The sequence below is a fragment of the Rhizobium sp. ZPR4 genome (assembly GCF_040215725.1).
GTDB classification, from domain to species: Bacteria; Pseudomonadota; Alphaproteobacteria; order Rhizobiales; family Rhizobiaceae; genus Rhizobium; species Rhizobium rhizogenes_D.
The window spans coordinates 1,129,176-1,155,219 of sequence record NZ_CP157967.1; the positions used below are offsets into that span (position 1 = coordinate 1,129,176).

General features: G+C 56.8%; 22 protein-coding genes. 9 read left to right on the plus strand and 13 right to left on the minus strand.

The features are described 5' to 3' along the window. Positions 1-15: 15 nt before the first annotated feature. The gene (locus ABOK31_RS05555; protein ID WP_174174493.1) at positions 16-1,638 is read right to left on the minus strand and encodes an ABC-F family ATP-binding cassette domain-containing protein; all 1,623 of its coding nucleotides are present in this window, start codon (positions 1,636-1,638) and stop codon (positions 16-18) included. A gap of 313 nt (positions 1,639-1,951) precedes the next feature. On the opposite strand from ABOK31_RS05555, the gene ABOK31_RS05560 reads away from it, so the two are divergent. Then, on the plus strand, positions 1,952-3,070 hold the full coding sequence (locus ABOK31_RS05560) for an alpha/beta fold hydrolase (RefSeq protein WP_349958043.1): 1,119 nt from the start codon (positions 1,952-1,954) through the stop codon (positions 3,068-3,070). A gap of 93 nt (positions 3,071-3,163) precedes the next feature. Here ABOK31_RS05560 and ABOK31_RS05565 read toward each other — a convergent pair whose 3' ends face one another. The 7 genes from ABOK31_RS05565 to ABOK31_RS05595 all read right to left on the minus strand — a co-directional run bounded on the left by ABOK31_RS05565 (position 3,164) and on the right by ABOK31_RS05595 (position 12,899). Beyond that, complete coding sequence (locus tag ABOK31_RS05565; protein ID WP_349958044.1) at positions 3,164-4,162, minus strand: acyltransferase; 999 nt, start codon at positions 4,160-4,162, stop codon at positions 3,164-3,166. A gap of 52 nt (positions 4,163-4,214) precedes the next feature. Next, the gene (locus ABOK31_RS05570) at positions 4,215-4,430 is read right to left on the minus strand and encodes a hypothetical protein (RefSeq protein WP_349958046.1); all 216 of its coding nucleotides are present in this window, start codon (positions 4,428-4,430) and stop codon (positions 4,215-4,217) included. Positions 4,431-4,640: 210 nt separating this feature from the next. Further along, positions 4,641-5,297, minus strand: coding sequence for a hypothetical protein (locus ABOK31_RS05575; protein ID WP_349958047.1), 657 nt, complete (start codon positions 5,295-5,297; stop codon positions 4,641-4,643). A 372-nt stretch (positions 5,298-5,669) separates the two neighbouring features. After that, entirely contained in the window at positions 5,670-9,476 is a 3,807-nt protein-coding gene (locus ABOK31_RS05580) for a vitamin B12-dependent ribonucleotide reductase (protein ID WP_349958049.1), read from the minus strand. 772 nt (positions 9,477-10,248) lie between these two features. Continuing rightward, positions 10,249-10,746: a xanthine phosphoribosyltransferase gene (gene gpt, locus ABOK31_RS05585; protein ID WP_349958050.1), complete on the minus strand. Its 498-nt coding sequence runs from the start codon at positions 10,744-10,746 to the stop codon at positions 10,249-10,251. A gap of 314 nt (positions 10,747-11,060) precedes the next feature. Continuing rightward, positions 11,061-11,906, minus strand: a complete 846-nt coding sequence (locus tag ABOK31_RS05590) for a universal stress protein (protein WP_349958052.1) — start codon at positions 11,904-11,906, stop codon at positions 11,061-11,063. 237 nt (positions 11,907-12,143) lie between these two features. Next, positions 12,144-12,899, minus strand: coding sequence for a competence/damage-inducible protein A (locus ABOK31_RS05595; RefSeq protein WP_174174504.1), 756 nt, complete (start codon positions 12,897-12,899; stop codon positions 12,144-12,146). Between the two features lie 241 nt (positions 12,900-13,140). On the opposite strand from ABOK31_RS05595, the gene wrbA reads away from it, so the two are divergent. The 5 genes from wrbA (at position 13,141) to ABOK31_RS05620 (ending at position 19,410) form a co-directional block, all read left to right on the plus strand. Further along, positions 13,141-13,740, plus strand: a complete 600-nt coding sequence (gene wrbA, locus ABOK31_RS05600) for an NAD(P)H:quinone oxidoreductase type IV (protein ID WP_349958053.1) — start codon at positions 13,141-13,143, stop codon at positions 13,738-13,740. A 401-nt stretch (positions 13,741-14,141) separates the two neighbouring features. After that, positions 14,142-14,462, plus strand: a complete 321-nt coding sequence (locus ABOK31_RS05605) for a hypothetical protein (protein ID WP_349958055.1) — start codon at positions 14,142-14,144, stop codon at positions 14,460-14,462. 4 nt (positions 14,463-14,466) lie between these two features. Continuing rightward, complete coding sequence (locus ABOK31_RS05610) at positions 14,467-17,220, plus strand: caspase family protein (RefSeq protein WP_349958057.1); 2,754 nt, start codon at positions 14,467-14,469, stop codon at positions 17,218-17,220. Positions 17,221-17,563: 343 nt separating this feature from the next. After that, a complete protein-coding gene (locus ABOK31_RS05615; RefSeq protein WP_349958058.1) occupies positions 17,564-18,931 on the plus strand; it encodes an integrase family protein in 1,368 nt (455 codons plus the stop codon). An 83-nt stretch (positions 18,932-19,014) separates the two neighbouring features. Further along, entirely contained in the window at positions 19,015-19,410 is a 396-nt protein-coding gene (locus ABOK31_RS05620) for a hypothetical protein (protein WP_349958060.1), read from the plus strand. Positions 19,411-19,442: 32 nt separating this feature from the next. Here ABOK31_RS05620 and ABOK31_RS05625 read toward each other — a convergent pair whose 3' ends face one another. Genes ABOK31_RS05625 through ABOK31_RS05635 form a run of 3 tightly spaced genes read right to left on the minus strand, consistent with a single transcriptional unit; the run spans position 19,443 to position 23,118 of the window. Then, positions 19,443-20,564, minus strand: a complete 1,122-nt coding sequence (locus ABOK31_RS05625) for a nucleotide kinase domain-containing protein (RefSeq protein WP_349958061.1) — start codon at positions 20,562-20,564, stop codon at positions 19,443-19,445. After that, positions 20,561-21,520, minus strand: coding sequence for a TylF/MycF/NovP-related O-methyltransferase (locus ABOK31_RS05630; protein ID WP_349958063.1), 960 nt, complete (start codon positions 21,518-21,520; stop codon positions 20,561-20,563). Before ABOK31_RS05630 ends, ABOK31_RS05625 begins: the two co-directional genes overlap by 4 nt. After that, positions 21,517-23,118 (minus strand): thymidylate synthase, encoded by a 1,602-nt coding sequence (locus tag ABOK31_RS05635; protein ID WP_349958065.1) that lies wholly within the window; start codon positions 23,116-23,118, stop codon positions 21,517-21,519. Before ABOK31_RS05635 ends, ABOK31_RS05630 begins: the two co-directional genes overlap by 4 nt. A gap of 88 nt (positions 23,119-23,206) precedes the next feature. Here ABOK31_RS05635 and ABOK31_RS05640 point away from each other — a divergent pair, with 88 nt between their 5' ends. Beyond that, the gene (locus tag ABOK31_RS05640) at positions 23,207-23,638 is read left to right on the plus strand and encodes a hypothetical protein (RefSeq protein WP_349958066.1); all 432 of its coding nucleotides are present in this window, start codon (positions 23,207-23,209) and stop codon (positions 23,636-23,638) included. Positions 23,639-23,644: 6 nt separating this feature from the next. Continuing rightward, positions 23,645-24,256, plus strand: coding sequence for a hypothetical protein (locus ABOK31_RS05645; RefSeq protein WP_349958068.1), 612 nt, complete (start codon positions 23,645-23,647; stop codon positions 24,254-24,256). Positions 24,257-24,342: 86 nt separating this feature from the next. Here ABOK31_RS05645 and ABOK31_RS05650 read toward each other — a convergent pair whose 3' ends face one another. Together ABOK31_RS05650 and ABOK31_RS05655 are read right to left on the minus strand one after the other, a co-directional pair. Next, positions 24,343-24,981: a DNA methyltransferase gene (locus tag ABOK31_RS05650; protein WP_349958069.1), complete on the minus strand. Its 639-nt coding sequence runs from the start codon at positions 24,979-24,981 to the stop codon at positions 24,343-24,345. After that, positions 24,981-25,178 carry a hypothetical protein gene (locus tag ABOK31_RS05655; RefSeq protein WP_349958071.1) on the minus strand — a complete coding sequence of 66 codons (198 nt, stop codon included), beginning with the start codon at positions 25,176-25,178 and terminating at the stop codon, positions 24,981-24,983. The genes ABOK31_RS05650 and ABOK31_RS05655 overlap by 1 nt, the downstream gene beginning before the upstream one ends. A gap of 498 nt (positions 25,179-25,676) precedes the next feature. On the opposite strand from ABOK31_RS05655, the gene ABOK31_RS05660 reads away from it, so the two are divergent. Then, the gene (locus ABOK31_RS05660) at positions 25,677-25,952 is read left to right on the plus strand and encodes a hypothetical protein (RefSeq protein ID WP_349958867.1); all 276 of its coding nucleotides are present in this window, start codon (positions 25,677-25,679) and stop codon (positions 25,950-25,952) included. Positions 25,953-26,044: the final 92 nt, after the last annotated feature.

Here is a 26,044-nt window from a genome sequence, read left to right on the forward strand (position 1 = left end):
TGGGTCCGCGAACTCTCAGCTTCTAAGGCCAGGCGCCTCGTAACCGGTGCGCTCCACATATTCCGTGTAGCCGCCGGCATATTGATGGATGCCTTCCGGTGTCAGCTCCAGCACGCGATTGGAGAGCGCTGCCAGGAAATGCCGGTCGTGCGAGACGAACAGCATCGTGCCTTCATATTGCGACAGCGCCTCGATCAGCATTTCCTTGGTGTCGAGATCGAGATGGTTGGTCGGCTCGTCCAGCACCAGCAGGTTCGGCGGGTCGAAAAGCATGATCGCCATGACGAGCCGCGCCTTCTCGCCGCCCGACAGCACCCGGCATTTCTTTTCGACATCGTCGCCGGAGAAGCCGAAGCAGCCGGCAAGCGCCCGCAGCGAGCCTTGGCCTGCCTGCGGAAAATCATGTTCGAGCTGCTGAAACACGGTGCGCTCTCCATCCAGCAGATCCATGGCGTGCTGGGCGAAATAGCCCATCTTGACGCTGGCGCCGAGCGCGACACTGCCTTCATCTGGTTGTGTAGAACCTGCGACGAGCTTCAGAAGCGTCGATTTGCCGGCGCCGTTGATTCCCATGATGCACCAGCGCTCGCGGCGGCGAACCATGAAATCAAGCCCTTCATAGATGCTGCGGCTGCCATACTTCTTGTGGACATTCTTCAGCACGGCCACGTCTTCGCCCGAGCGCGGTGCCGGCTGGAATTCGAAGGCAACGGTCTGGCGGCGCTTCGGCGGCTCGACGCGATCGATCTTTTCCAGCTTCTTCACGCGGCTCTGCACCTGCGAGGCATGCGAGGCGCGCGCCTTGAAGCGCTCGATGAATTTGATTTCCTTGGCAAGCATGGCCTGCTGGCGTTCAAATTGCGCCTGCTGCTGCTTTTCGTTCTGCGCCCGCTGTTGCTCGTAGAACTCATAGTCGCCCGAATAACTGGTCAGGTTGCCGGCATCGATTTCGATGATCTTGGTGACGATGCGGTTCATGAACTCGCGGTCGTGCGAGGTCATCAAAAGCGCGCCTTCATAGCCCTTCAGGAAGGATTCGAGCCAGATCAGGCTCTCGAGATCCAGATGGTTGCTCGGCTCGTCGAGCAGCATGACGTCGGGACGCATCAAAAGGATGCGGGCCAATGCCACGCGCATTTTCCAGCCGCCCGAAAGCCCGCCGACATCGCCGTCCATCATCTCCTGGCTGAAGCTCAGGCCCGCCAGCACTTCGCGGGCGCGGCCCTCGAGCGCATAGCCGTCGAGCTCTTCATAGCGCGCCTGCACTTCGCCGTAACGCTCGATGATCTCATCCATCTTGTCGGCCTGGTCGGGGTCGCTCATCGCGGCTTCCAGCTCCCGCAACTCTGCGGCAACAGCGCTGACGGGACCGGCGCCTTCCATCACTTCGGAGACGGCGCTGCGGCCTTCCATCTCACCGACATCCTGATTGAAGTAGCCGATGGTGACGCCCTTATCGGTGGAGACCTGGCCCTCGTCGGGTAGCTCCTGTCCGGTAATCATCCGGAAAAGCGTCGTCTTGCCGGCGCCGTTCGGCCCGACGAGCCCGACGCTCTCGCCCCTGTTGAGCGCCGCAGATGCCTCGATGAAGAGGATGCGATGGCTGTTCTGCTTGCTGATATTCTCGATACGAATCATGGTTACGCGTGGCCCGAAGAAAGTTTTTCGGGGGCCTTATGCCACGGGTTGCGCGCTCTGTCGCAGCTTTTCGGGCGGAGATGTGAGATCGATAGCGAACTGAGGTTCATAGGCGACAATTTCCGGTCCGCCTATCTGCCATGCGGGAGAGAAACTTTCGCCGGGGCGACGGATTCTCGTCCACGCGCTCGTTCAAGCAGCATGGCTTCCAGCAGGATCGGCGCTTGATCGGATCGCCGGCTGTCTTCCGCTTGGTTGGAAGTCGCTATATTCATTGTCATCCGTCCCAGCCGAGTTTTTACAGATGAAGATTATGAGAAGCATTCAGGGCCGGGTTTGCGCCCGACTGACGATCGCAGCACTGATCGCCATCGGCATGTCAGGCGAAGTCCAGTCGGCCAATACGACTTCCCAACACGCGCGGCTCGAAGAACCCGTCAAGGAAGTCGCAGATCAGCGCTTGCTTCTCGATACGCCCGAGGGGAAGGGAGAGCTGCCGATCTACGCGGATCACGCGATCGAAGCGGCGTCGCCTGACGTGACGAAGGTGCTGATCATAGTCCACGGCACGCTCCGAAACGCCGATGCCTATTACGCAACCGGGCAGGAGCTGCTCGCAAAGGCCGGCGATCTCGCCGACGGTACGATGGTGGTCGCGCCGCAATTCCTTATAAGACCGGATGTGAATGCCTTCTCGCTGTCTGCGCAGACGCTGGCCTGGACGCAGAACGGTTGGAAAAGTGGAGACGCCGCGCGTCAGCCGGCGCCGATCAGCTCCTTCTCCGCGCTCGATGCCCTGCTGCGGCATTTTACCGATCGTCGCCTGTATCCTTCGCTGAAGACCATCGTCGTGATGGGGCACTCGGCAGGAGCACAATTGGTCCAGCGCTATGCCGTGGTCGGACGGGAGGCGGAAAATCTCACGAGCGCCGGCATCGCCGTTCGTTATCTCGTCGCCAATCCGTCGAGCTATGTCTATTTCGACAATGAGCGACCGGCCTTGCAGGATCAGCAGTCGGGGCTCGAATCATGCCCGAAGGCGACGCAGTGGCGATATGGGCTCGCCGGCGCACCGCCATACATCGCCTCGCAGGACCAGAAGCTTCTCGAAAGCAGATATGCGGCGCGCGACGTTGTTTATCTGCTGGGGCAGGCGGACACCAATCCCTACACCCATTTTATCGACCGCTCCTGTGGGGCGATGGCACAAGGGCCATACCGGCTTGCGCGCGGGCTGACCTATTTCGACTACATGAAGAAGCGGCATCCATCCGATCTCAATCAGAAGGTCGTCGAGGTGCCGGGCGTGGGGCATGACGACGAGGCGATGTTCACCTCGGATTGCGGCATTGCCGTCCTGTTTGATCGACCGGTGCCGCCATCCTGCCCGGTTATCGATGGGACGGCAAAAGTATCCGGAGCGGTGCCGTAAGTCTCTTCGAGTTGTCGATCCTTATGGCGACTGCATGCCATTGCAGCCTGATGCATTTCGGTCCGCTGAGATCTGTTCGGCCACTTTCATGCGTCAGCTGCGATAGGCCGGCCGCGGGCGCGACGATCGCATTTTTCGCTGTATCGGGCGCTCGATGCACACGTAGCAAACGATGGCAAAGGCCAGCGAGCCCACTGCGATGGGCACAGGCTGCATACCGTGCGGCACCCCGACGCGCAAAAGCAGCGCCGTGACCAGGATGCCGGTCAGCACATGCCAGACATAGATGGAATAGGAGGCATCCCCCAGGAAATGCAGGAATGCCAGCTGCGGCACACCTCGTTCCCGCTCGGCGAAAACAGCGCCCGACAGTAGCAACACTGCCGGTATGCCCCAGCGCACAGCCCGTTCCAGATGGATCAGCGGGTCGCTTGCCACCAGTAGCACGACCCCGACGATCATCAAGCCGACAGCAACGGGAAAAGGCAGCCGAAAGCCCCGTTTCCACAGGCGCCCGATGACGATGCCGGCGGCGAATTCGAGAATGACCGGCTGTGTGAAAACACTGAGATAGCCGGAAGGCAGCAGGTAATGCGCAATCACGATGGTCACCAGGGCCACCATCAGGAACCATAGCCGCCTGAACTCAGGCAGAAGTAGTGAAATCGAAAAGACGAGATAGAAGAACATCTCGTAGGAGAGCGTCCATCCCTGCTCGACGACAGGGTGCAGGGCTTCGTCCTTCATGAAGGGCACGAAGAACAGCGAGCCGATCAAATTCTCGATGCTCGAATTCGTGTCGAAGAAGAATTGCGGTTTCAGCACGGCGACGACGAAGGTTGCCGCTGTCGCAATCCAGTAGAGCGGCACGATCCTGATGAGCCGGCGCCACATGAATTCCTGAGGGCCGAGCGATCTTCCATCGGTCGTAACCCACATGATGAAGCCGCTGATGACGAAGAATATATCGACGCCCGCCGCTCCGCTCTTGAAGTCCAGGCCGTATGTTTCGCAGACATGGAAGCAAAGAACGGAAATTGCGGCGATGGCCCGCAGATATTGAATGCTCGCGATATCGCTGCCGGTTTTCAAAGCGGTGCCTCACACGATTGAACTGCTATCTCCGATGCCCCAAGGGCCAGATTCAGCGATAAAATGCGTCGAAAGGCCGGGCACCGTGCATGACGGGTTTGAGGCTCGGCAGACCGAATGTTGCTGCATATTGCTGCAGCAACAATTTCAATGAAAATGGATCATTTCCCGCCGGTTTCGTGGCCGAAATCGGGCAATTGGGATACGAGGCCATGGCGGTATAGTTCAAGGCTTTCCCTGATACGGAAGCTTGTTTGGGTATCGTCAAAGAACCTATCCCCGCCGCGACGATCTCGCGGGCCTCATGCCAGGGTTTTGGGAAATCCTCAAGGATTTCGGTTCTGACGTGCAGCGCGGCTCGAGGGGCGCGGGCAATTACATAATAATTTCAGCCCCAAGCAGAAGTGCCTGGAGCTGATTTCGGCTCTCACATCTGACCAATCAGATCTTGTTTAACTGGCGCTAGACTACTTAAAGATCACAGATGCGGCGATGGTGCTTCCGGACCGATTGATAGCCCAAGTTCATTCCGCGCGATCTCAAATTGATTGTCCAGGAACTCTAGTAGCTTCTCCCCGAGGAGCGCAAGCTCGTTATCCGCTTCCGACCATTTATAGATAGAGCCATCCTGCAGTGAGAGGACGGCGAAATCGTCAGGTCTATTTTCAAGAGGATAACGAGCCGCAACTGTGCTCAGCGCTGCTCTTACCAACTGGCCACTTAGACGAAACTGAGTATTCCAGAGATGCACCGCAGTGCGACGCCCCTCTATTTCAAGGAGAAAGTTGGGCGTGAATTCCACCTTATAGAGCCCCTTGGGGCTTGGGAAGAGGAGGCTTTTGGTGGTTTCAATTAGGCCTGAGTTTTGCTGCTTCCATTCGAAGAAACGCTTGAGCCCACGCCGCGCCGACTCCCGCTCGGAAAGTTTTGTAATTTCAGACGTTGAATCGAATACCTGTTGAAAGGAAAGCTCGCCGAACGCGATCTGCTGCACTCTCAATCTGAGGCTCTTATGGTAGTCGTATCCACCTTTGCTGGGCCGATATCGATCCCGCACGAGGCGTTTTTGTGGTTTCGGGTTGGCGTTAAGGAGTTTCAGAAATGCTGAAAATCCGAATTTAGGAATCTGAGCCATCGCTCATCCTTTTCGTTGATAACCGCCGAAACCCAACTCGACTCTTGTACGCGACTCTCCATATAATCACCTTGCTACAGGGTGGAGAACGTTACTTCGCCTCACGAATGGTTTCAGCTTATTCGTGATCGCAAAAGCCGAATCCGAGAGGGTTCGGCTTTTGTATTTCTAAGCCGCGCCACCGCGACAATCCTCCAATTTACCTCTCTTCAAGATTCTTGGTTTGTTCCTAGTTGGATTTTCCGGACAGATTCTGTCCGGAAAATCCAACTGATACTGAAACCGAATTAGCAGGCTTGTGATCCGTGTAATCGGTATCGGGATGCATTTCCTACTGGGCGGATGACCGCCCAGAGTAATACCTTCTCGCGCTCAGCTGCAGCCGCTCGTCGCGCCGCAAGTGTCGCACTTTTCGCAGGTGCCGTTGCGGACCATCGTGAAGTTCTGGCACTCGGTGCACATGTTGCCGGTGTAGCCCTGCATGATGGAGCGGGCGCGGCGTTCGGATTCCAGCTTCTTGGCCTCGGTCTTCGCGGCTGCCGCGTCGCTTGCGGCCTTGTCGCTGAAGAGGCCGGTGTTTTCCGTCGTTTCGCTTGCCAGTTCTTCTGCAATCTCTTCGGCCAGTTCCTTTGCTCGCTCTTCGTAATCGCGCTTGAAGGCGACGACTTCGGAGGTGGAGACGGCGCCGGCCGGTTCCAGCTTGCGCACCGTGTTGCCGGCAAAGGCTGTCACAGTCGAAAGCGAGGCGGCGCGAGCCGGGGCGGCGGTTGCCGAACCCTTGACTTCGGCTGCCGGACGCTCGCCCGATGTCGGAACCAGCGTCGGCTTGTATCCGCGGGTCAGGCCCTTCGAGACGACGTCGGCCTTGCCTTCGGAAACACCGCGGCCAAGCGCCGTGTTGTTGAAGTCGGACGTGTCGACATGGGCAAGGTCGTGACGGCTGAGATAGGAGATCGCCAGTTCGCGGAACACGTAGTCGAGGATCGACGTGGCGTTCTTGATGGCGTCATTGCCAGTCACGATGCCGGCCGGCTCGAACTTGGTGAAGGTGAAGGCGTCGACATATTCTTCGAGCGGCACGCCATACTGCAGGCCGAGCGAGACGGAGATGGCGAAGTTGTTGATGAAGGCGCGCAGGGCAGAGCCTTCCTTGTTCATATCAAGGAAGATTTCGCCGAGACGGCCGTCGTCATATTCGCCGGTGCGCAGGAAGATCGTGTGACCGCCGATCTTGGCCTTCTGGGTGTAACCCTTGCGGCGGCTCGGCAGCTTTTCCTGCGTGCGGACGACCTTTTCGATCACGCGCTCGACGATCTTTTCCGTGATGGTAACGGCCTGTGCGGCTGCCGGGGCCTGCAGGAATTCTTCCAGCGCATCCTCGTCGCTGTCGTCCTCGATCAGCGAGGCGTTCAGCGGCTGGCTGAGCTTGGAGCCATCGCGGTAGAGAGCGTTCGCCTTCAGGCCGAGCTTCCAGGAGAGCATGTAGGCGTTCTTGCAATCCTCGACGGTTGCTTCGTTGGCCATGTTGATCGTCTTGGAGATGGCGCCCGAGATGAATGGCTGAGCTGCCGCCATCATGCGGATATGGCTTTCGACCGAGAGATAGCGCTTGCCGATCTTGCCGCACGGATTGGCGCAATCGAAGACGGCGAGGTGCTCGTTCTTCAGGAACGGCGCGCCTTCCAGCGTCATCGCACCGCAAACGTGGATGTTCGCAGCCTCGATGTCCTTCTTGGAGAAGCCGAGATGGTCGAGCAGGTTGAAGCTCATGTCGGCCATCTGCTCGTCGGAAACCTTCAGCGTGCCCTTCAGGAAGTCAGCGCCGAGCGTCCACTGGTTGAAGACGAACTTGATGTCGAAGGCGCTCTTGAGCGCGGCGTTGACGGCATCGACCTTCTCGGCCGTAAAGCCCTTGGCCTTCAGCGTCGAGGGGTTGATGGCCGGAGCCTGATTCAGGTTGCCGTGGCCGACTGCATAAGCCTCGATCTCGGCGATCTGGCTTTCGGAGTAGCCGAGCGTGCGCAGCGCTTCCGGAACGGCGCGGTTGATGATCTTGAAGTAGCCGCCGCCGGCAAGCTTCTTGAACTTTACCAGGGCGAAGTCCGGCTCGATACCGGTCGTGTCGCAATCCATGACGAGGCCGATCGTGCCGGTCGGCGCGATAACGGTTGCCTGTGCGTTGCGGTAGCCGTGCTTTTCGCCGAGTTCCAACGCCTTGTCCCAGGCAGCCTTGGCATGGGCAACGAGATCCTGGTCCGGATTGTCGGAATGGATGAGCGCCACCGGATTGACGGACAGGCTCTCATAGCCCGAGGTCTCACCGTAAGCGGCGCGGCGATGGTTGCGGATGACGCGCAGCATGTTCTCGCGGTTCGGCTTGAACATCGGGAACGTCCCGAGCTCGGAGGCCATTTCGGCTGAGGTCGCATAGGCGATGCCGGTCATGATCGCGGTCAGCGAGCCGGCGATGGCGCGGGCTTCGTCGCTGTCATAGGGAATGCCCGACGACATCAGTAGGCCGCCGATATTGGCGTAGCCGAGGCCGAGCGTGCGGTATTCGTAGGAAAGCTCGGCGATACGGCGCGAGGGGAACTGCGCCATCATCACGGAGACTTCGAGAACGACCGTCCAGAGACGGACGGCGTGTTCGTAATCGGCGATGTTGATGCGCTTCGTCGCTGCATCCTTGAAGGTCATCAGGTTCAGCGAGGCGAGGTTGCAAGCCGTGTCGTCGAGGAACATGTATTCCGAGCACGGATTGGATGCGCGGATCGGGCCGGCAGCCGGGCTGGTGTGCCAGTCGTTCATCGTCGTGTTGAAGTGCAGGCCCGGATCGGCCGATGCCCAGGCGGCGTAGGAGATGGATTCCCACAGGTCGCGGGCCTTCAGCGTCTTGACGACCTTGCCGTCCTTGCGGGCGGTCAGGTGCCATTCGCCATCATTCTCGACGGCGCGCAGGAAGTCGTCCTTGATCGAGACCGAGTTGTTGGAGTTCTGGCCCGAGACGGTGAGATAGGCTTCCGAATCCCAATCCGTGTCGTAGGTCTTGAATTCGAGATCCGTATAGCCCTGGCGGGCGAACTGGATGACGCGCTGGACGTAGTTTTCCGGAACCTGGTCCTTCTTGGCGGCGCGGATCTCGCGCTTGAGGGCAGGGTTCTTGGCCGGGTCGAAGCAATCGTCGTTGTCGCCTTCGCAATTGACCGTCGCCTTCATGATCGCCTTCAGATGCTTGGCGACGATCTTCGAGCCGGTAACGAGGGCAGCAACCTTCTGCTCTTCCTTGACCTTCCAGTTGATGTAGTCCTCGATATCCGGATGGTCGATGTCGACGACGACCATCTTGGCGGCGCGGCGGGTCGTGCCGCCCGACTTGATGGCGCCGGCAGCGCGGTCGCCAATCTTGAGGAAGCTCATCAGGCCGGAAGAGCGGCCGCCGCCGGAAAGCTTTTCGCCTTCGGCGCGCAGCATCGAGAAGTTCGAGCCGGTGCCGGAACCATACTTGAAGAGACGGGCTTCGCGAACCCAAAGGTCCATGATGCCGCCTTCGTTGACGAGATCGTCCTCGACGGACTGGATGAAGCAGGCATGCGGCTGCGGATGCTCATAGGCCGACTTGGACTTGGTGAGCTTGCCGGTGAACGGGTCGACATAATAGTGGCCCTGGCCAGGACCGTCGATGCCGTAGGCCCAGTGCATGCCGGTGTTGAACCACTGCGGCGAATTCGGCGCGACGCGCTGGGTTGCGAGCATATATGCAAGCTCGTCGCAGAACGCCGATGCGTCTTCCTCGGAGGAGAAATAGCCGCCCTTCCAGCCCCAATAGGTCCAGGTGCCGGCGAGGCGATCGAAGACCTGACGCGCATCAGTTTCCGAGCCGCTCTGCTGATCCTTGGGCAGATCCTTCATGGCGGCATCGTCGGGCACGGAACGCCACAGGAAGGAAGGAACGTCGTTTTCCTCAACCTTCTTGAGCTTGGCGGGGACGCCGGCCTTGCGGAAATACTTCTGTGCCAGAATGTCGGCGGCAACCTGCGAGAACTGCGCGGGTACGTCGATGTTTTCGAGGCGGAACACGATCGAACCGTCAGGATTCTTGATCTCGCTCGTCGCCTTGCGGAACTCTATCTCCGCATAAGGTGACTGGCCGGCCTTCGTAAAACGACGTTCGATGCGCATGGTCCCAATCCTTCATTCGTTGGTGCGCGCCCGCAAGAAAACTGGGCGCAGATATTCTCATTCCGGCATCGCGAATTCAACGCGCAGCCAGTCTCTGATCCGCTTTCTGACAGGAGGTGTCATCCGGAGATGTCTTTCCTGTATCTTGTGGTGATGGTGGCTGCAAACACTAAATATAGTATTAACAGCTTATTGCCGCCAGTCCCCGCATCTATTTTTTGGCAGCATCGATATCGGCACAAAAACCCTCTCGGCGGTCACCGGCTAGGGTGAACCGCCTTGAATCCAAATCCGATTTCGAAATGAGAACCAGCCCTCGTAAACCCGCCTGGTCCAGTCGCCGCCGCAACGTCGTCCATTAACTTTGAAAGACCCGATTCCGTCAAGGGGTGGTTTGCTAGGGATTGTTAACCACAATATCTTGTGGGCTTGCCTGTGGAAATTGGGGAAACGCCAGTAGAGCAAGAGATTCAAGAGCTTGGGGAGGGATGCTCGCCCTTTGTGCGACCGTTGACGCAGCAAGTATCATCACTGGCAGAGTCGAAAGCGACAAAAATGTGACCGTGACCTCGATGCCATTGGCAGGGCAGCAAATTCATGCCGTGGAGCATCATGATTCGCGCGGAACGCCTTGAATCTCACGCTTTCTCGCCCTTAGGAGGCCTACTAAATCTAGTGGGCGCCGCAGCGCCCACCTCTATTACCGTTATTCGAATCATATTTCGCCAGGGCGCACGGATCGTGACTGATTCGCGCTGCTGGCCACTGGAGATCAGCCGCGATGACCCTTGGCGATCGGCTCCTGATAGCTGAAGCCCATGTCCCAGGGGAAGTAGATCCAGGTATCCTGGCTGACTTCGGTGATGAAGGTGTCGATGGTTGGCACACCAGTCGGCTTGGCATAGACGCAGGCGAAATGCGCCTTCGGCAGCATGGCGCGGACCTCGAGGGCCGTCTTGCCGGTATCCGTAAGGTCGTCGACGACGAGGACGCCTTCGCCACCATTGACGGACAATTCCGGTGCGATACCCTTCAGCAGGTTCATTTCGCCCTGGCTGGAATAGTCGTGATAGGAGGCGACGCAAACCGTCTCGATCAGCCGGATATTGAGCTCGCGCGAGATGATGGCGGCCGGCACCAGGCCGCCGCGGGTGATACAGACGATTGCCTTGAATTCACGGTTGAGGCCGGCAAGCCGCCAGGCAAGCGCGCGCGCATCGCGATGGAACTGATCCCAGGATACGGGAAAGGCTTTATCGGGCAGGGACATGGCAGAAAGCTCCGGGGCATGGAATAATAACACACCGGCAGCACCGGCGACCCTGAGCAGACCCCGCGGCGGGCGCGGACCAAGAACCAAATCCGGAACGCGATTCGCTTGCTATCTGCTTGAACAGGATCTCATCCGGGGAAAGCCATGGCTTTCGGGATCATGCTCCTTCGACCGCGCGAACGGTTCCCTGGCGGGAATTCTGTCATCGGTCGCTGCTTTCTGCTGGATTTACGGGCAAAAGGCAATAGCTGCCAAGCGGCCAACCGGTGCACATTTGCACCGGTTGCCACAGGATTTGAGCTTTCAGCCGTTCAGCGGGCCAGCAGCGTCATCGCGGTCATCGATTGCAGCAGGGTGCGCGTCGTGCCGCCGAAGATCATCTGCCACAGCCAGGAATGCGTATAGGCGCCCATGACCAGCAGATCGATACTGTCGTCCACCAGCCGGTTTTCAATCACTTGCGACGGCGTCGACTTACCGCTGCACGCCGCCGTTTCGAACCTGGCGCGAACGCCATGACGCGTCAGCGCTGCGGCAATCTGGACACCGGTTTCCTTGGAGGGATGCGGGTCTTTCTCCGACGTGCTGACGGAAAGAATCTCGACTGAATCCGCGGCCTTTAGGAAAGGCAGCGCATCGAAGGTGGCGCGGGCCACTTCCTTGGAGCCGTTCCAGGCGATCAGCACGCGGCGGACGGGCTTCGGCTCCTTGAGAATGTAGGGGATGAGCAGGACCGGCCGGCCGCTGTCGAACAGGAAGGTTTCGACATCGACCTGCGTGTCGGCGTATTTCGACGGGTCGGGCTGCACGGCCACCAGGAGATCGGCGCTGCGCGCGCTCTCGATCAGCGGTTCGGTGCCATAGCCGACCGTACTGGTAAAGCTGTGCCATTCATAGGCGAGGCCGGCGCGTTCCATCTTGGAGCGGAACACCCGCTCGATTTCGACCGCCTGATTATGGGCGACATCCTGAAGCGCCTGAACCGCGACGGGGTCAGGAATCTCCATCGGCGCCACCAGCGGCACGGTCGAGACGATTTCCGCATGAAGCCCGACGACATAGGCGCCGTGCTCCTTTGCAAGCGCTGCCGAAAACTCCGCAGCGATGCGCGTATTGTCGGGATTATCGAGAACGGTCACTATCGTTTTGTAGGACATGAAGAGATCTCCCATGCGGAAGGGTTGGATCGGATCATGATATCAGCATTCCGCTATAAAATAATGTTCGGAATAGCCTTAGGGTTCCCTCGAAAGTGCACGCCCTCGTTGAATGTCAGGCTTCAGCAGACTGATTTTCCATACAGCGCCGCGCATCATATATGACGCGCAAAGGTCGCTGTAGCACTTTAGGTCTGCTGCATAATTTTATCCTTAAATCGATCCCGATTGAAGGAATTATGCAGTCGCTTTCGACTGTCGGATGGCTTCGATCATCGCGCGCACTTCCGCTGCGACACTTTCGACCAGCTCGGCGGAACGGCCTCTGACGACGATTTCCGTCGAGAAGAATTGGCCGACATAGCGCGGGTAGGAGCCGATACTGGTGTCGGGATGCGCCTTCTGGATGAGGCCAAGCGGCGTGCCGATCTCGCCCTCGCCATAGGGGCAGGAAATTGCTGTTGACAGGATGCGTGCGCCGGTCCTGAGCGTCGGGATGACGTTGTCGAGCATCGCCTGGAAAACCTGCGGCACGCCGGCCATCACATAGACGTTGCCGATGTTGAAGCCCGGAGCGGTCGACACCGGATTGGCGATATGCTTCGATCCCACGGGCATCCGAGCCATGCGCTGGCGCGCCTCGGTGAATTCCATCTCGCGCCGGGCATACATTTCGCCCATGATCCGCATGGCCTCGGCATCGTGCTCGCAGGGCACACCGAAAGCCTTGGCGATGGCATCGGCGGTGATGTCGTCATGCGTCGGGCCGATGCCGCCAGAGGTGAAGACATAGTCATACTGACCGCGCAGAGCGTCCAGCGCTGAGACGATCGCATCCTCGTCGTCGGCCACGATGCGGACTTCCTTCAGGTCGATGCCGGCCAGCAGCAGCACGTCGGCGAGGTGGCCGATATTCTTGTCCTTCGTCCGGCCGGAGAGCAATTCGTCGCCGATGGCGAGCATGGCGGCTGTGACAATGGTTTCGTTCGACATGAAGACATCCAGGAAAATGCGCAGTCGGCGCGTTCGAAAAAGGTTCGAGATAGGTAGCGTTGTTTGCGGCGAATGCAAACGCTCCTTTTGCTAGGGCGCTGGTCATCACAAGATGTTGCAAGTGAATTTCCGTCTACACAGGATGAACACTGCGTTCTGAGCGCGGGGGCTGCGCCCCTGTCGCATCGCTGATACAACATTCCTCGACATTCAACGCGTCCAACAAACGGGAGACGTTCTCATGGCTAAGGTTCTGGTTCTCTATTATTCCGCTTACGGTCACATCGAGAAGATGGCCTATGCTGTCGCAGAAGGTGCAAAGTCCGCCGGCGCGGACGTCACCGTCAAGCGCGTGCCGGAACTCGTTCCGGAAGAAGTCGCCAAGGCCTCCTACTTCAAGCTCGATCAGGAAGCTCCGATCGCAACGCCGGACGAACTGGCCGAATATGACGCCATCATCGTCGGCGCCGGCACCCGCTTCGGCACGGTCGCCTCGCAGATGCGCAATTTCTGGGATCAAACCGGCGGCCTCTGGTTCGGCGGCAAGCTCGTCGGCAAGGTCGGGTCGGTCTTCACCTCGTCCGCAACGCAGCACGGCGGCCAGGAATCCACCATCCTCGGCTTCATTCCGACGCTCCTGCACCACGGCATGGCCGTCGTCGGCCTGCCCTATAGCTTCCAGGGCCAGATGGGCACGGAAGAAGTCAAGGGCGGCTCGCCATACGGCGCTTCGACGATCACCAACGGCGACGGCTCGCGCCAGCCTTCCGAAATCGAACTGGAAGCAGCAAAGTACCAGGGCGCCCACGTCGCCAAGATCGCTGCGAAGCTCACCGCTTAATTCGATCTTTTCACATCATTGAGAGAGGCGCGGCGAAAGCTGCGCCTTTTTCGTTTGGACTTTAATGGAACTTGATCTTGGTGCGGACGACGGGGGTCGAACCCGTACAACCAAAGGTCGAGGGATTTTAAGTCCTGTACGGTGATAGGTAAGTTGCTGTTATTACTATATAATATTTGTTATTTTACGTCAATGTGTATGATAATGTGTACGATTTGAATACGAAGTTTTTCAGCTTTCAAGCATAACCAGGGGGGTCGATATCATCGCATCGGCTAACATAGCTGCCGTGCCCACAGGAATTGGTTGGCGTGAAAGCTCAAATGGGTGGCAGGAAATTCCTTGGATAATTTCACGCTGGGCTGTAGATTTACATTGACCAATTTCACGCGGGGGTAGAATTGACAACGATCAAATTTGAAGCGCAGGAAGGGACAGATCTTCACGATCGACTTTCTGAACAGGGGATCAACGCCGTCGTCATTGAGGCCAAAGGCGTGGCAGAACTCAGTACACTGCTGGTCGCGGTCGGCGGCGGCGCCGGGATCGCGGCAATTGTTAAGCAGATTGCTGCCGCTATCCGTAGCTACTTCCAGGGGCGGGCGGAGCTCGAAAAAGCACGCCGGGTTAAGCTAAGCGTCGGCAATGTCAAGATAGAGGTCGCATCAGACGATGTCGATACCGCTATGGAAACGTTGAGAGAGGCTCTGTCGAAAGGCTGATCTTTTGCGCAAGGCCTTCGTCATTGGGTTGGGCCAGTTTGCGGACGTGAGAATTCCCGCTTTGCCAGCGGCGGAGAAGGACGCCGAAGCAATTCTTGCCACTTTGACCGATCCGGTTATTGGGAGCGTCGATCCGGAGCAAACGCGGCTGCTGCTCTCGCCTACACATAATATGCTCCGCGCCGCCTTGTCAGCTTTCCTCGCCGGGATGATGGAGGGGGACGAGTTCGTCCTGTTTCTGGCGGGCCATGCCTATCCACAATCCTCAGGCCGTCTCATCTTTCCCTGCCAGGATAGCCGCATCGACAGGCTCAGCACAACCGGATTCTCCGAACGTGATTTGCATTTGCTGATCGCTGAGCGGCCGGGATTGCGTGGCATCTTGGTCTTGGACACCTGTTTTGCAGGATCTTTCGGTCAGGTGAAGTCGGCGCTAAAGGCACGAGGTGAGCAGCCCTTAATACCGCCGCCTCCGGAGCAATCGGCTCTCGCCATCATCTATTCGGCGCGTGCTCGCGAACTAGCCTACGAATCCAGCGATTCGGGGTTGTTTACCGGATTGCTGATCGAAGGTCTTCGTGCTGGTGCCGGGTGCCCTGAGACACAGCAGCATGTGACCCCAGCGGATATCGTCGACTGGATCAAAGCGAAGATGCGCTACGCTAAGCTTTCCGAGCAATTTTGGCCCGGTCTGCGAGAGGGCAAGGCCGTCGCTGGTCTTGCCCTAAGTCGCAATCCGGGCTTTTCGGTTGATGCACGGATTGGCGATGCCGCGGAGGCGAGAGCCGAGCGTACACTTGCTAAGATAGTGATGCGCATGACTGGCGCGGAAGACGGATACAGCAAATTGCGCGGACTTGCCGAGTTCGCGGGCAAGGACCAACCGCTGCCTCCGGAAGAGGGCGCGGAAATCGTCAGGGTGACGAAACGAGAGGTGGCCGTTGGCTGGTTCCGCGGCATCGCTGGCGGTGCGTTTCTCACATTTCTTGCTTTCATTATTTTTTCGGATGACTCTAAACTCAGCCTCATGGCCGCGGTGATAGTGGCATTTGTTCTCGTTGTTCCCGCTCTCGTTGAGACCCTTTCCCATGATCGAAGGATCCACTTTCTGCTCTTCAACATCGATGGGTTTGTATTAAGCAAAGGGCACCGCAACGACCAGAGAGTCGAAATCTATATCTGGTCCGATGTGACCGCTGTTCGAATAGAGAGCGTCATTAACCAAGGCGGCTTTAAGTCCTCGAAACTCGTCATAGAAGCCCGCGGTAAAGGTCTACCCCTCGAGATTGACGAGAGTACTTATCCCGTAAAGATCGAAGTGCTTCGGGAGATGTTTCTGCGCTGGCTACACATGCGGATGAGCATTATGCCGGTCCCGAAGGTAGCGCCCCTAAAATTAGCTGAAGGCGACGGCGAGATGCCGTTCCAACGCGTCATGACCGCTGCTGCCTTGGTCGGCGTATGGGATTACTCGCATCTGCCGCGGTTAAGTGCCCCGGAGCATGATTTGACGCGGCTAAACGCAGTCTTAGCTCAATGCGGAGTCACTGCTGCAACGTGCGCCAATCCCGAACTTGCGGCATTTGAGTCTTGGCTGGGTGACAGCGTGTACGCGGCCGCCGGTCAGATATTGCTCCTTGTCTTCAGTGGCCACGGCATTGTAGCCGGCGACGAGTTAATGTTGGCCTTTCCCGGAACCCGCCCGGAACGGCTTGCTGAGACCGCTTTTCCCGTTGCTAAGCTGGTCGATGTTGCCGCCGATGCGCGCGTGCGCCATCTTATTCTCGTGCTGGATTGCTGCATGTCCGGTGCGAGCGGCGCAGCCTTAGGATTGACGGAGGCGAACCTTTCTGAACTCTTCGAGACTGACCGCGGATTGATCACCGTCCTCGCCGCCACCGCCGATGATCAGGAGGCATATGCGCCACAGGGGGCGCCCAGCTTCTTCACGGCGGCTATAGCGGATGCAATTGAAGCCTGCCTCGCTTTGAAGCGGCAAGCTAGTCTCATTGCAATCAGTGACGAGGCAGCTGAACGTCTAAGCGATATCGGTCTTGGCCAGCGACACTGGCGTTTCGCTTCTGACGCCGCACATGGAATAGCCTTGTCGCCGCCGCCGACGATCGGAGATAAGGTTGCCGAGCAGCATGCCTCGATCGAATTGAAGCAACTCACCTCTCTGCGCCATCTATGGGAGTATGTCGCAGTTGCTGAATTTTCAACTGGCGATTACTCAGTCGAGATCAGCTTCGGCGGCAAGGCTATCGGTAAGGTGTTCGTAATCGCTCCTTGGAAAGCCTATGCGGTGCCTCGTGGATGCTCCATCCCGCTGATCTTTATTACAGTCCTGGCAGCGCTAACATATCTATTGTCGGCAATGTATTCCGAATTCATGTGGGCGGCGCTAATCGGCGCGGGACTTGGCTTGCTACTGCGAGGCTCGCGTAAACCGCGATCATCGCTGGTCGTTAGCGTGTATGGCATTGCCAAGGATGGAGTGCTGTACCCAAGCGTCAACATTGCTTCAACTCTGGTTTCGAGCTCACGCTATAGGGTTGAAAGCGGAGGGGAAACGACCACACAGGAATGGCAACTATATGAACGCGATGGTAAAAAGACGGTCTTGGCGCAGAGTGCAGAGCCTTGGGGAGAGTCCATCGAGGCGATGCAGCAGGCCGCTGATAAATTCCTCGCTGAGGGCAAGATCGAGGCCTTGAATGATCTCCTCAGCGTACAATTTCAACACGGAGAACCTTAAAGAGCCTAGGTTTTGGGCTGGCTTCTGGTTTTCGTACGAAGAATTTCCAATCACATTCTGAAGGTGAGAGGCGAGCGTGGTGACGCAAAGGTGACACTGGAACGATTGGATAGAGAGCATATCGTGCAAAGTATTGAAAAACTTGGCGCACCCGACGCGATTCGAACGCATGACCCCTTCCTTCGGAGCCGCTCATGGGCATATTTCGACTGTCAGGAAATATGTCCAGCGATATGTAATTGCGTCATTTTTTCTATTTTTATAGTCGTCATTACTTCATTTCTTGCGTCACCAATGCTATAAATTGGTGACACGAAAGTGACGCAGAATGCCGAAACTATATTTGACCGACTCCGTGGTTCTGACACTAAATTGCCAGTCCGGAAGACGGCAGGAGTTTTATTGGGATCATCCCGTCGGAATCGACGGACGTACCCGTAATGGTTCGGTTTCTGGCCTGGGTCTGAGAGTCACCAATCTGGGAAGACGCTCGTTCATTCACGACTATCGGTTCAAGGGCGAGCGCTATCGGAAAATTCTCGGCACTCCCGCCAACGTGAGTGTAGCATCTGTTCGGCTGCTCGTTGGCGAACGGCTGAAGGAGCTTGAGGCGGGCAAGAATCCTGATGCGGATACACCAGCGGAGTCGAAGGCTGAAGATACCGAACTGCTCACTGTTCGCGCCGTAATTGACCAGTATTGGCAAAGCTACGTTCATACGCTATCGGCAGGATACCAGGATGCGTTCGCACTATACGTAGCGAACTGGCGAAAGAGAGCGCCGCAAACGGCGTCCAAACGCGGCCAGAATATCAAGAAAAGTTATACCGACTTTGGCACAATGTTCGCCGATCGCTCTTTCGCGTCGATCAAGCCATTGGACATTGAACGCTATCAAAAGCAATTCACAGCGCCATCCAGCCACAACGACGCATTGAAGCATATCAGGGCAGTATTTAATTGGGCAAACCGCATGCAATTGGTCGACATGCGGAATCCCTGTGATCCAATTCGGCTGCAAAAGGTCATTCGCCGCCGCCGCGACTATTCTACGGAACAGATCCGCCAGATTGCAGCCCACATCTTCTATCCGGTCCTGGACGCCGTGCCTGAGATCGAAGGTCTCATCGGCTTTCAAAAGCGGAATGCAGTCCTCGCCAAGGCGGCGGTAGTGGCCGCCAACGACCAGATGCTGGAACTGTGCAACCTGATGGGTATCCTGTTCCTGACCATGGCTCGGCCGAGCGACCTAGCCACGGCCAAATTCGAGCATTTCGACCTCGAAAAACTCATATGGCACAAGCACAATACCAAGGGCATCAAGTTATCCCGTTCGGTCTATGAGTATGCGTACCGTTCGGTACCTATCCATGCTCGGGTGGCCGGCATGGTAAAGGCACAGCGGGCTCGCTGGCCTGAAAGTGAGCTTCTGTTTCCGTCGCATACCGATGAGTCCAAGCCGCGCGACAACTTCCGTCGCGGGCTGGCGCGCTTCAAAGCTTTACCGGACGTGCCGGAGTATTTCCAACTGTATGACCTGAAGCGTATTGCGATTTCGCTGATGCTAGCAGGGCAGGGCGTCTCACACGAAGCCATCTCCCACTACGTTGACCACAAGGGAAACCTTGAGACCACGATGATCTATGACCTCGGCCTAGTGGATCCGATGCGGCCGGTCACTGAAAAGCTCGGCGCTCTACTCGGCGTCTAATCCTTGACGTCATTTTCTGGTTGTGCGGCAATGAACTGCGGTCATATCGGATCGCCCAATCCTACCGATGAAAGTCATTGCCCATGGAAGTCCTCCAGGCCGTCGTGCTGACCAACGTTCAACTGCGCGAGATGTTGACGGAGGCCGCAAAGCAAGGTGCCGTTCTCGCCGTCGACGAACTTCGGAACCAGCTTCAGCAGTCACCCGAAGAGGCCACCCTGCGCAAGCTTCGGTGCTACCTTGCCGATCCGGCCTCGATCTCTAATCCGCACGACCTTTGGGCGCATAGCGGCATTATCTGCAACATCGAACCGACGCCGCGCGGCAAGCCAAAATCATCCGCATGGTTCATGAAGTTTCAGCGCGAAACCCATCTCAATGAATGTTTCAGCCGCTCAAGCCCGGCCTATGGACGCCGCCGCGAATGGTCTTTCTTTGATATCAAGCTTGCTTGGAATTCGTATTATCGCAGGCAATAACTTTGGCGTAGATTCCGTGCCCGGTGGACCGACTAGCCAAACAAATCAGCTACAGCAAAAAGCTCGCGATCGTTATCGCGCTTACTTCCTTTGGGAGCTTTCCGATCGGCTTGTTTCAAAGTTGAGACATGCTGATTTGTCGACGCGCCAGTGGATTTCACCAAGCCGCCTGACGGCAGGGCCCATTTGGGAGGAAAGAACAGACTCATATCGCTATTGCCGGCATTGTACTTGGCCTTGATACGGCTGCGGGCGCTGGCAAGCTCAGGTACGGCTTCACGGCAATATTTATCCAGTTCGCAAAACAGCCCTTGGCAATCAATTCCGTGTAATTTTCGCCCAAACAGCCCGTTGAATGGCAATTCAAGCCGCGCGAATTCATCGTCTTGCTGTTCCACCATCCATAAAATTGTATCTGCCGGGCTGAAATCGCCAAGATCGGTAAAAGCCTTCTTTAAGCCGCGCAACGCGCCCGGACCAGCCTGCGTGTAGTCGTTCTCGCTGAAGTGAACGAGATCGGAATAATTGAGGTCGATGGCAGTCTGATAGGCCATAAACGGTCCCATCAGCGGAAAGCTTTGTAGAAGTCCGACAACAGCCTCGAGTGATGGAAGTTGCAACACGCGTTCAGCGCAAGCCTGCTCTAGGAACATGTGCTTGAAAAGAGCGACATGGTTGCGATGCTTTTCATCAAAGCCGAAAGCCTTGTTGGCGCAAAGAATGAACGCCCCGGTATATAATCCGCCGTTAACAGCCTTTACCCGATCCAGAGCTTTCTCAAACGCGCCATTCCGAAGGTGTTCAATGCGTGGCGGACCACCTAATTCTGCCGTGATGCCACGCCATGTCTCGATATTGCTGAATGTACGAAAGGCAACAATCTGGAAGATGCGATCCCGAGCCGTGCTTTCGAGATCCTGAGCATAGGCAACGTCGCGTATCATGAATTGGGAGACGCGATCGGCAGCTCGAAACACATTGCAGAACTTGAAAGTTTGCAGGATCGGATCGTCTGACCATGGCCAGCTCTTGCCCGCTAGACGAGCTTCAAAGGCTGCTTGCCGTCTGGAAGCAAAAGTCCAGTAAAGTTCATAAACCCCGCGTCTCGGCTTCGGGGGCGAACGGCGGATGCTGTGAGTTGCGAACTTGTTCATCGTTGCCTCAAGAATACTCCAGTACCGTGGAGGTTGAAATAACGATCGTCAGCGGCAAGTGCCTTTGCCGCTATTCGTTCACCGATCGTATCGAGATGCCGGTCGTGACCGGTCCAATGATCAAATACAATGGCGCCACCTACCAACGTGCGCTCAGCTATGACACGAATAATTGCCCTTGCCGAGGTGAAATTGTCAGTATCCACGAAAGACAGTACAAGGTCCTGATCACCGAGTCGCGACGCCGTCCGGACCACATCTCCTTCGACAACTTCTACGTTTCGCCCGGCAAATACCGCCTTGACCATATCGACGTCCAGAAAGACGCAATCGGGATGAGCGTACATATCGAGCGCACTACGCCTTGGTGGAAAACCACTGAAAGTATCAAACCCGAATACTTTCCAGTCAGCGCCTATTTCTTCGATAAACCTCGAAATAAGCATCGTGGTTCCGCCTTTGAACATCCCAAATTCGGCCACCGCGCCTTTGAGGCCTAAGCGATGAGCGTTTCGAAGGCATTGATAGATGTGGATCAAGCAGTTTTGGTATCCATTCGCGAATGACGGAATAAAATTCTCCTGTCGAATTCGGTCAAAAACGGGATCACGGAATACAAAATGTGAAAATCCACCAATAAGAAGCTTGGTACCGGGAGGAACCAACTCGGCAACCGCTTCCAGCAGGAGTTCCTTTCCTGCATCTTCCGCAATCAGAACAATATCCGGGCTTTCGTGGGCGAGCATGTCCAGAGGTTTGACGGACGCGCTGCCAGTGTTTGCCAAGGGAGCAAAGATACCGAGTAGCACAATAGCACCCAGCGAAAAGACTGCTTCACTCGCCAATTCAATGGCGGTCGGTGTCCATCCAACGATTGCTACTTTGGATGGCTGTGGGCGGTTTACTACTTCATCGAGCAGCTTCTTTTTGAGTTTCGCGAGATCTTCTGCATTCATGATATAAGTTCCGCCCTGACGAATTTTGCCGCTGAGACCTGATCTTCGTTCAGGACCTTGGCTACTAGACGGCCGGCCGCCGCAGCGAGATGGCCTGCCTGGATCAATCTGTGGTCCTTTCCCGTGTTGGCTTCTGCTGCCCGCCAACATGTGTCGAAATGACCGACGATGTCTTGAACAAGCTCTTGGAATTGTTGGTCAGGCGGCTCGAGGTCGAGCCCATCGATGAGTGCGTTAAAATTGACATCGTGACTGCTCAAAGGCTGTGGTACTCCCACCGGCAGCAAAATTCCGTCCGCCAAGCTCTCGGCCAAAAACAACCGGTATTTCTCCGCATAGACGAGAAGATCGACCGCAGTATCCAACATGGTCTCGCCTTTCATGACGGCACCGGTCGACACCAACGTTTCCAACCTGTCTGATTTCCGGGCGATATTCGGAAGGATACTGACCAATTCTCCGCGACGCTTCCACGAGCTTCCGTATGCCCGGTCTTTCATTGAGTGAAGACTTTTGATTGCGGCTTTGAAGTCATCGGGGCGATTGGTCGTGCGGTTGCTGCACGCATCGAAGAAGTTTGCGATTGGAACTTGGGGTATATCATCTCGCAAAGCCGGATATGTCCGCCCAAGCTGATCATACATCGCCGCTGCGTAGTCATCCGCCGGAAGCCCGGCGAGTTCGCTCTTTAGCCGGTCAATACCCCAGCGTTCGTGCGCCCAACGCACATGAACCAGCGCGAGCCCGCTATCGAGCAATGGATCACCCGTGCGACCATGACCAAAGAGGGAAACAGTTGGATTGGCCCGGATTACTCGTTCCAAACTGAACCACTGATCGAGCTTTGTCTGGAATTCGTCCCAGGACGTTTCAAAGCGTAGACGCTTAACCCCGAAGTCATATGGTGTAAGATCATGGAACTGCTCAACCATTTGTCGGCCGCGTTCGTAGTGCCGATCGTACAAATGGAAAGATGTGGCAAAATACGATGCCCGGCCGACTTCCAGACCCAACCAGTGGGCCATTAATTCGTGGAGGATGCTCCATTCGAAGGAGTTGACCCCGGAGAATCCCCACATCGCATCATTGCTACGGATGGCCACGCTCAAATGCAGCTTGCCATCCCTCGCAATCCAGCTCAGCCAGTTGTTGCAGGGGATGTCTTGCGAATCGACGAAATCCTGTCCTGGATCAAAGAGTACCATTACAGCTCGCCGGCTTACCGTATCGGCGAGAAGCAACTTTCGCACTTCGTCAATCTGGTCAACGTTGCCAGACCAATGCCGCAACCGAGGCCCATAGCCTCCGCGCCAGGTATGACCATCATCCGAATACTCGGCAGCCCTCGGCAGGTAACCTTCCAGCCAGGCAAAATCATTGCGACCGGCTAATACCCACATTGTTTCAGCAAACTGGGCGAACACATCGTTATGCCGTTTCGGTAGGAATAGATAACGTTCCAGCGGTCGCTCAAGAACTGTCACTCTTTCGATCAGCTCGCGAGTCTGCTTGCCGCGAACGACCACTTCCGAGCCATATTGCAGTACATCCGCCACACTGGCTGCTGTGGCGAAACTAATATTCCGATAGCTTGGCATTGCCCAACCCTGCGTTTACTGAATCGGACTCGACATGCAACATAAAATACGTAAACAATCGTAATGCCAACTAAAATCGGAGGTTAAGTTGGACTGCGATAAAGTAAAGGTATACGTGTGCCCCGTTGTAGGCCGCGAAAAGGAGATTGCGAAGATCAAGGAGATCATCGTTAGCCTGGGCAGCGACATAGTATGCTCGGAAAAGCAAGATCTCGTCGGATTCCGGCAATGCGTTGATCAGGCCGATGTGGTCGCAATTCTCATCTGTGCGGAAACCGATAACGAAGCGTATCGAGAGGTGATCGAATACGCAGCGAAGACGGGAAAACGCGTCGTTGGAATTTGGCTCGAAGACGGGGCCGCTCCTAGGCTTCCCGCCATTCTGGATCGCCTTGGGGACGGTGCAATTCTGCCAACTAAGGAAAACATCGAGAAGGCAGTTATTTGCGGAGATAGTATCTGGCAGTTACCCGCTGGGGATGAGCGACCGACACAGAGAACACCACGGCACAAAGGTTGACTGCATATGACATTTTTCTCTTATGTCGTCAGGTGGGATCATGGTTTTGCTCCCAATCCTTTCCATGGAACTTGCAGCCTTGCCACCTGCAAGCCAGGCATTCGGAAAAAAGCGGTTGTTGGTGATTGGATCTTGGGAACAGGTCCCTCTAACCGCAAGCTGTCGGATCACGCTATTTTTTTGATGCGGGTCGATGAGATAACGACGTTCAATGCCTACTGGCAGGATGCACGTTTTGCCCGCAAGCGCCCCGTGCTCAACGGCAGTTTTAAAGTGCGGTTTGGCGACAACATCTATCACCGCCCCACGCCAGAAAGCCCCTGGATTCAGGCTGATTCGCGACACAGCCAACATGGAGCGGTCGCAAATATGACTAATCTAAAGCGCGATACGGACACAACGGATAATGTGCTGTTGTCGAAGACTTTCATTTATTGGGGGGATCAAGCACCGAAGATCCCTCAAAAATTCGCGAAATTCCATATTGGTCGCCCCCTTTATTCGTATGATTATACCCCAAAGGAGGTCGGCGCCTTTTTATCTTGGGCTAACTCACTAGGACATGACGGTTGCGTCGGAGAGCCAGTTGAATGGAAATGGTCTCGCTATTGGCGATAAAGGGGCGCTGCCGATAAGCCATCATTCAATCTAACAAAATAGGGTGAGACCGCTCGAGAGCATATATCCCAGGCAGTCTCATGATTCTAGTTGCCGTGAACCCGCAGACTGGCCGTCTGGTGATGTTGACCATCCAGCTCGATGCCCAGGAAATCCCGGCCCTGCCGGCGACTGGCCTCCAGCGATGTGCCAGAACCGCAGAACGGGTCAAGCACCAGATCACCGGGCTTGCTGAACATCTGAACCAGCTGTTCAAGCGGCGCGAGCGGCTTCTGGGTCGGATGCAGCCGGTTGCCGGTGTAGTCCCAATCGCGGACATCGGACTCCGGTCGTCTTGGTAAAGGCGGTCTGCCTTTGGCGAGCAGGTAAGCCTGCTCGTGACGATGCTGGAGGAACCGGCGCGACGAGGCATAGGACTTCGTGAAGACCATATGCCCGACCACGCGGAACCCCGCCGAACGCCAAGCCGCCATGAACTTGTCGACCTCGTTCCAGCCATAAAAGCTGACCGCGAGACTGTCGTCTTTCAGGACGCGGTACATTTCCGCGAAGGCTGGGACGAGCCAGGAGGCGTCAGCGTCATTGGCGACGGTGCGGCCGCTGCGATCGCGGTAGCGGACCAGATACGGGGGATCGGTCAGGATAAAATCCACCGACCCGCCCGGGAGGTGCTGCATCAAGGTGATGCAGTCGCCCCACAGGATTGTGTTGCGGGCCGGAACCATTACTGGTCGTCCCGTTCGGCTTTGGGCTTGCGGATGGTGAGACGGCCATTGAGGGGTAGGGCGGTCAGGGTAATGTTCATACCCTCGTCGTCCTTGTGGCTCCAGGCCGAGCCGATTTTAGTCCAGTAGGCTTTATCGCCATCTCCCTCTACGACGTAGACGGCGTAGTCGGGCTTGCTGGATTTAGTCTGTTTCATGGTGTGGTTCTCCCGTTGGTTATCCGGCTGCGCCTATCGCGGCCGGTCGGGGAGTTTCAGCGCCTAGACTCTGAATGGGATGGCTGAAGGCAACGGCAACACGGGAGCGCAGCGAATGGAGTGGGCAACCGATTGCCGGCGGCAGAGACAGGACGCATATCCCGACCGTTCCGGCCGCGGAGGGCAGACGGCACGGGAGAAATCATGAAACAGCGCGCCTCAAGGCCCTATGCGCTCTCGGGGACAGGGGTACACGCAATAGGCCAAGACCAAATGAGCGGCGCTCGGTCTTGGGGCCACACCCGACGGCCAGGTGCCGGAATGTCACGACCTCCAATGCCCCGCTCACGGGCCGTTGGCCACGGCAAGCCGAGCAGGCCGGTAATCCGGAACGTTGCAATTCGTAAATCCGTAAATTCTCAGGATTGTAGCTGGTACTGGATGGGGTAATTTCCGAGAGGTGCATGGAAAGAGGAGGCCATAGTGGCGGATCGACTGATGCGCGAGGATGAAATTCCGCTTTTCGTCGCGGCGGTGATCGAGAGCGGATGCGACATCTGTGCCGTGGGGCACGATTTGTATCTGATCGGCGATGCAGATCTTTCGGAAGAAGCTTTGGAAGAAGCCGAGCCCAAGTTGCGAGATATCAATAGACGGTTTGGGGAACGTGATTTTCTACGGTTACAAATCGTCGCCTACCTCCGTTCCATTGGCCGCTATCTGGATGTTGGCAGTGGCGTGAGCCATTGGAGCGAAAACCCGCCCTTACATTGAACGGTTCGCCGAGACTGGTCAGGCAGGGTTACCGGAGGATTCCTGGACCTGCCTTTCGATTTCGATCTTCTCCGCCCGCGCGCCGGACGCGA

Coding starts and splice junctions, on each gene's coding strand:
- ABOK31_RS05555 (WP_174174493.1), bottom strand. CDS start 1,638: ATGATTCGTATCGAGAATATCAGCAAGCAGAACAGCCATCGCATCCTC.
- ABOK31_RS05560 (WP_349958043.1), top strand. CDS start 1,952: ATGAGAAGCATTCAGGGCCGGGTTTGCGCCCGACTGACGATCGCAGCA.
- ABOK31_RS05575 (WP_349958047.1), bottom strand. CDS start 5,297: ATGGCTCAGATTCCTAAATTCGGATTTTCAGCATTTCTGAAACTCCTT.
- ABOK31_RS05580 (WP_349958049.1), bottom strand. CDS start 9,476: ATGCGCATCGAACGTCGTTTTACGAAGGCCGGCCAGTCACCTTATGCG.
- gpt (WP_349958050.1), bottom strand. CDS start 10,746: ATGTCCCTGCCCGATAAAGCCTTTCCCGTATCCTGGGATCAGTTCCAT.
- ABOK31_RS05590 (WP_349958052.1), bottom strand. CDS start 11,906: ATGTCCTACAAAACGATAGTGACCGTTCTCGATAATCCCGACAATACG.
- ABOK31_RS05595 (WP_174174504.1), bottom strand. CDS start 12,899: ATGTCGAACGAAACCATTGTCACAGCCGCCATGCTCGCCATCGGCGAC.
- wrbA (WP_349958053.1), top strand. CDS start 13,141: ATGGCTAAGGTTCTGGTTCTCTATTATTCCGCTTACGGTCACATCGAG.
- ABOK31_RS05620 (WP_349958060.1), top strand. CDS start 19,015: ATGGAAGTCCTCCAGGCCGTCGTGCTGACCAACGTTCAACTGCGCGAG.
- ABOK31_RS05625 (WP_349958061.1), bottom strand. CDS start 20,564: ATGAACAAGTTCGCAACTCACAGCATCCGCCGTTCGCCCCCGAAGCCG.
- ABOK31_RS05630 (WP_349958063.1), bottom strand. CDS start 21,520: ATGAATGCAGAAGATCTCGCGAAACTCAAAAAGAAGCTGCTCGATGAA.
- ABOK31_RS05635 (WP_349958065.1), bottom strand. CDS start 23,118: ATGCCAAGCTATCGGAATATTAGTTTCGCCACAGCAGCCAGTGTGGCG.
- ABOK31_RS05645 (WP_349958068.1), top strand. CDS start 23,645: ATGACATTTTTCTCTTATGTCGTCAGGTGGGATCATGGTTTTGCTCCC.
- ABOK31_RS05650 (WP_349958069.1), bottom strand. CDS start 24,981: ATGGTTCCGGCCCGCAACACAATCCTGTGGGGCGACTGCATCACCTTG.
- ABOK31_RS05655 (WP_349958071.1), bottom strand. CDS start 25,178: ATGAAACAGACTAAATCCAGCAAGCCCGACTACGCCGTCTACGTCGTA.
- ABOK31_RS05660 (WP_349958867.1), top strand. CDS start 25,677: ATGCGCGAGGATGAAATTCCGCTTTTCGTCGCGGCGGTGATCGAGAGC.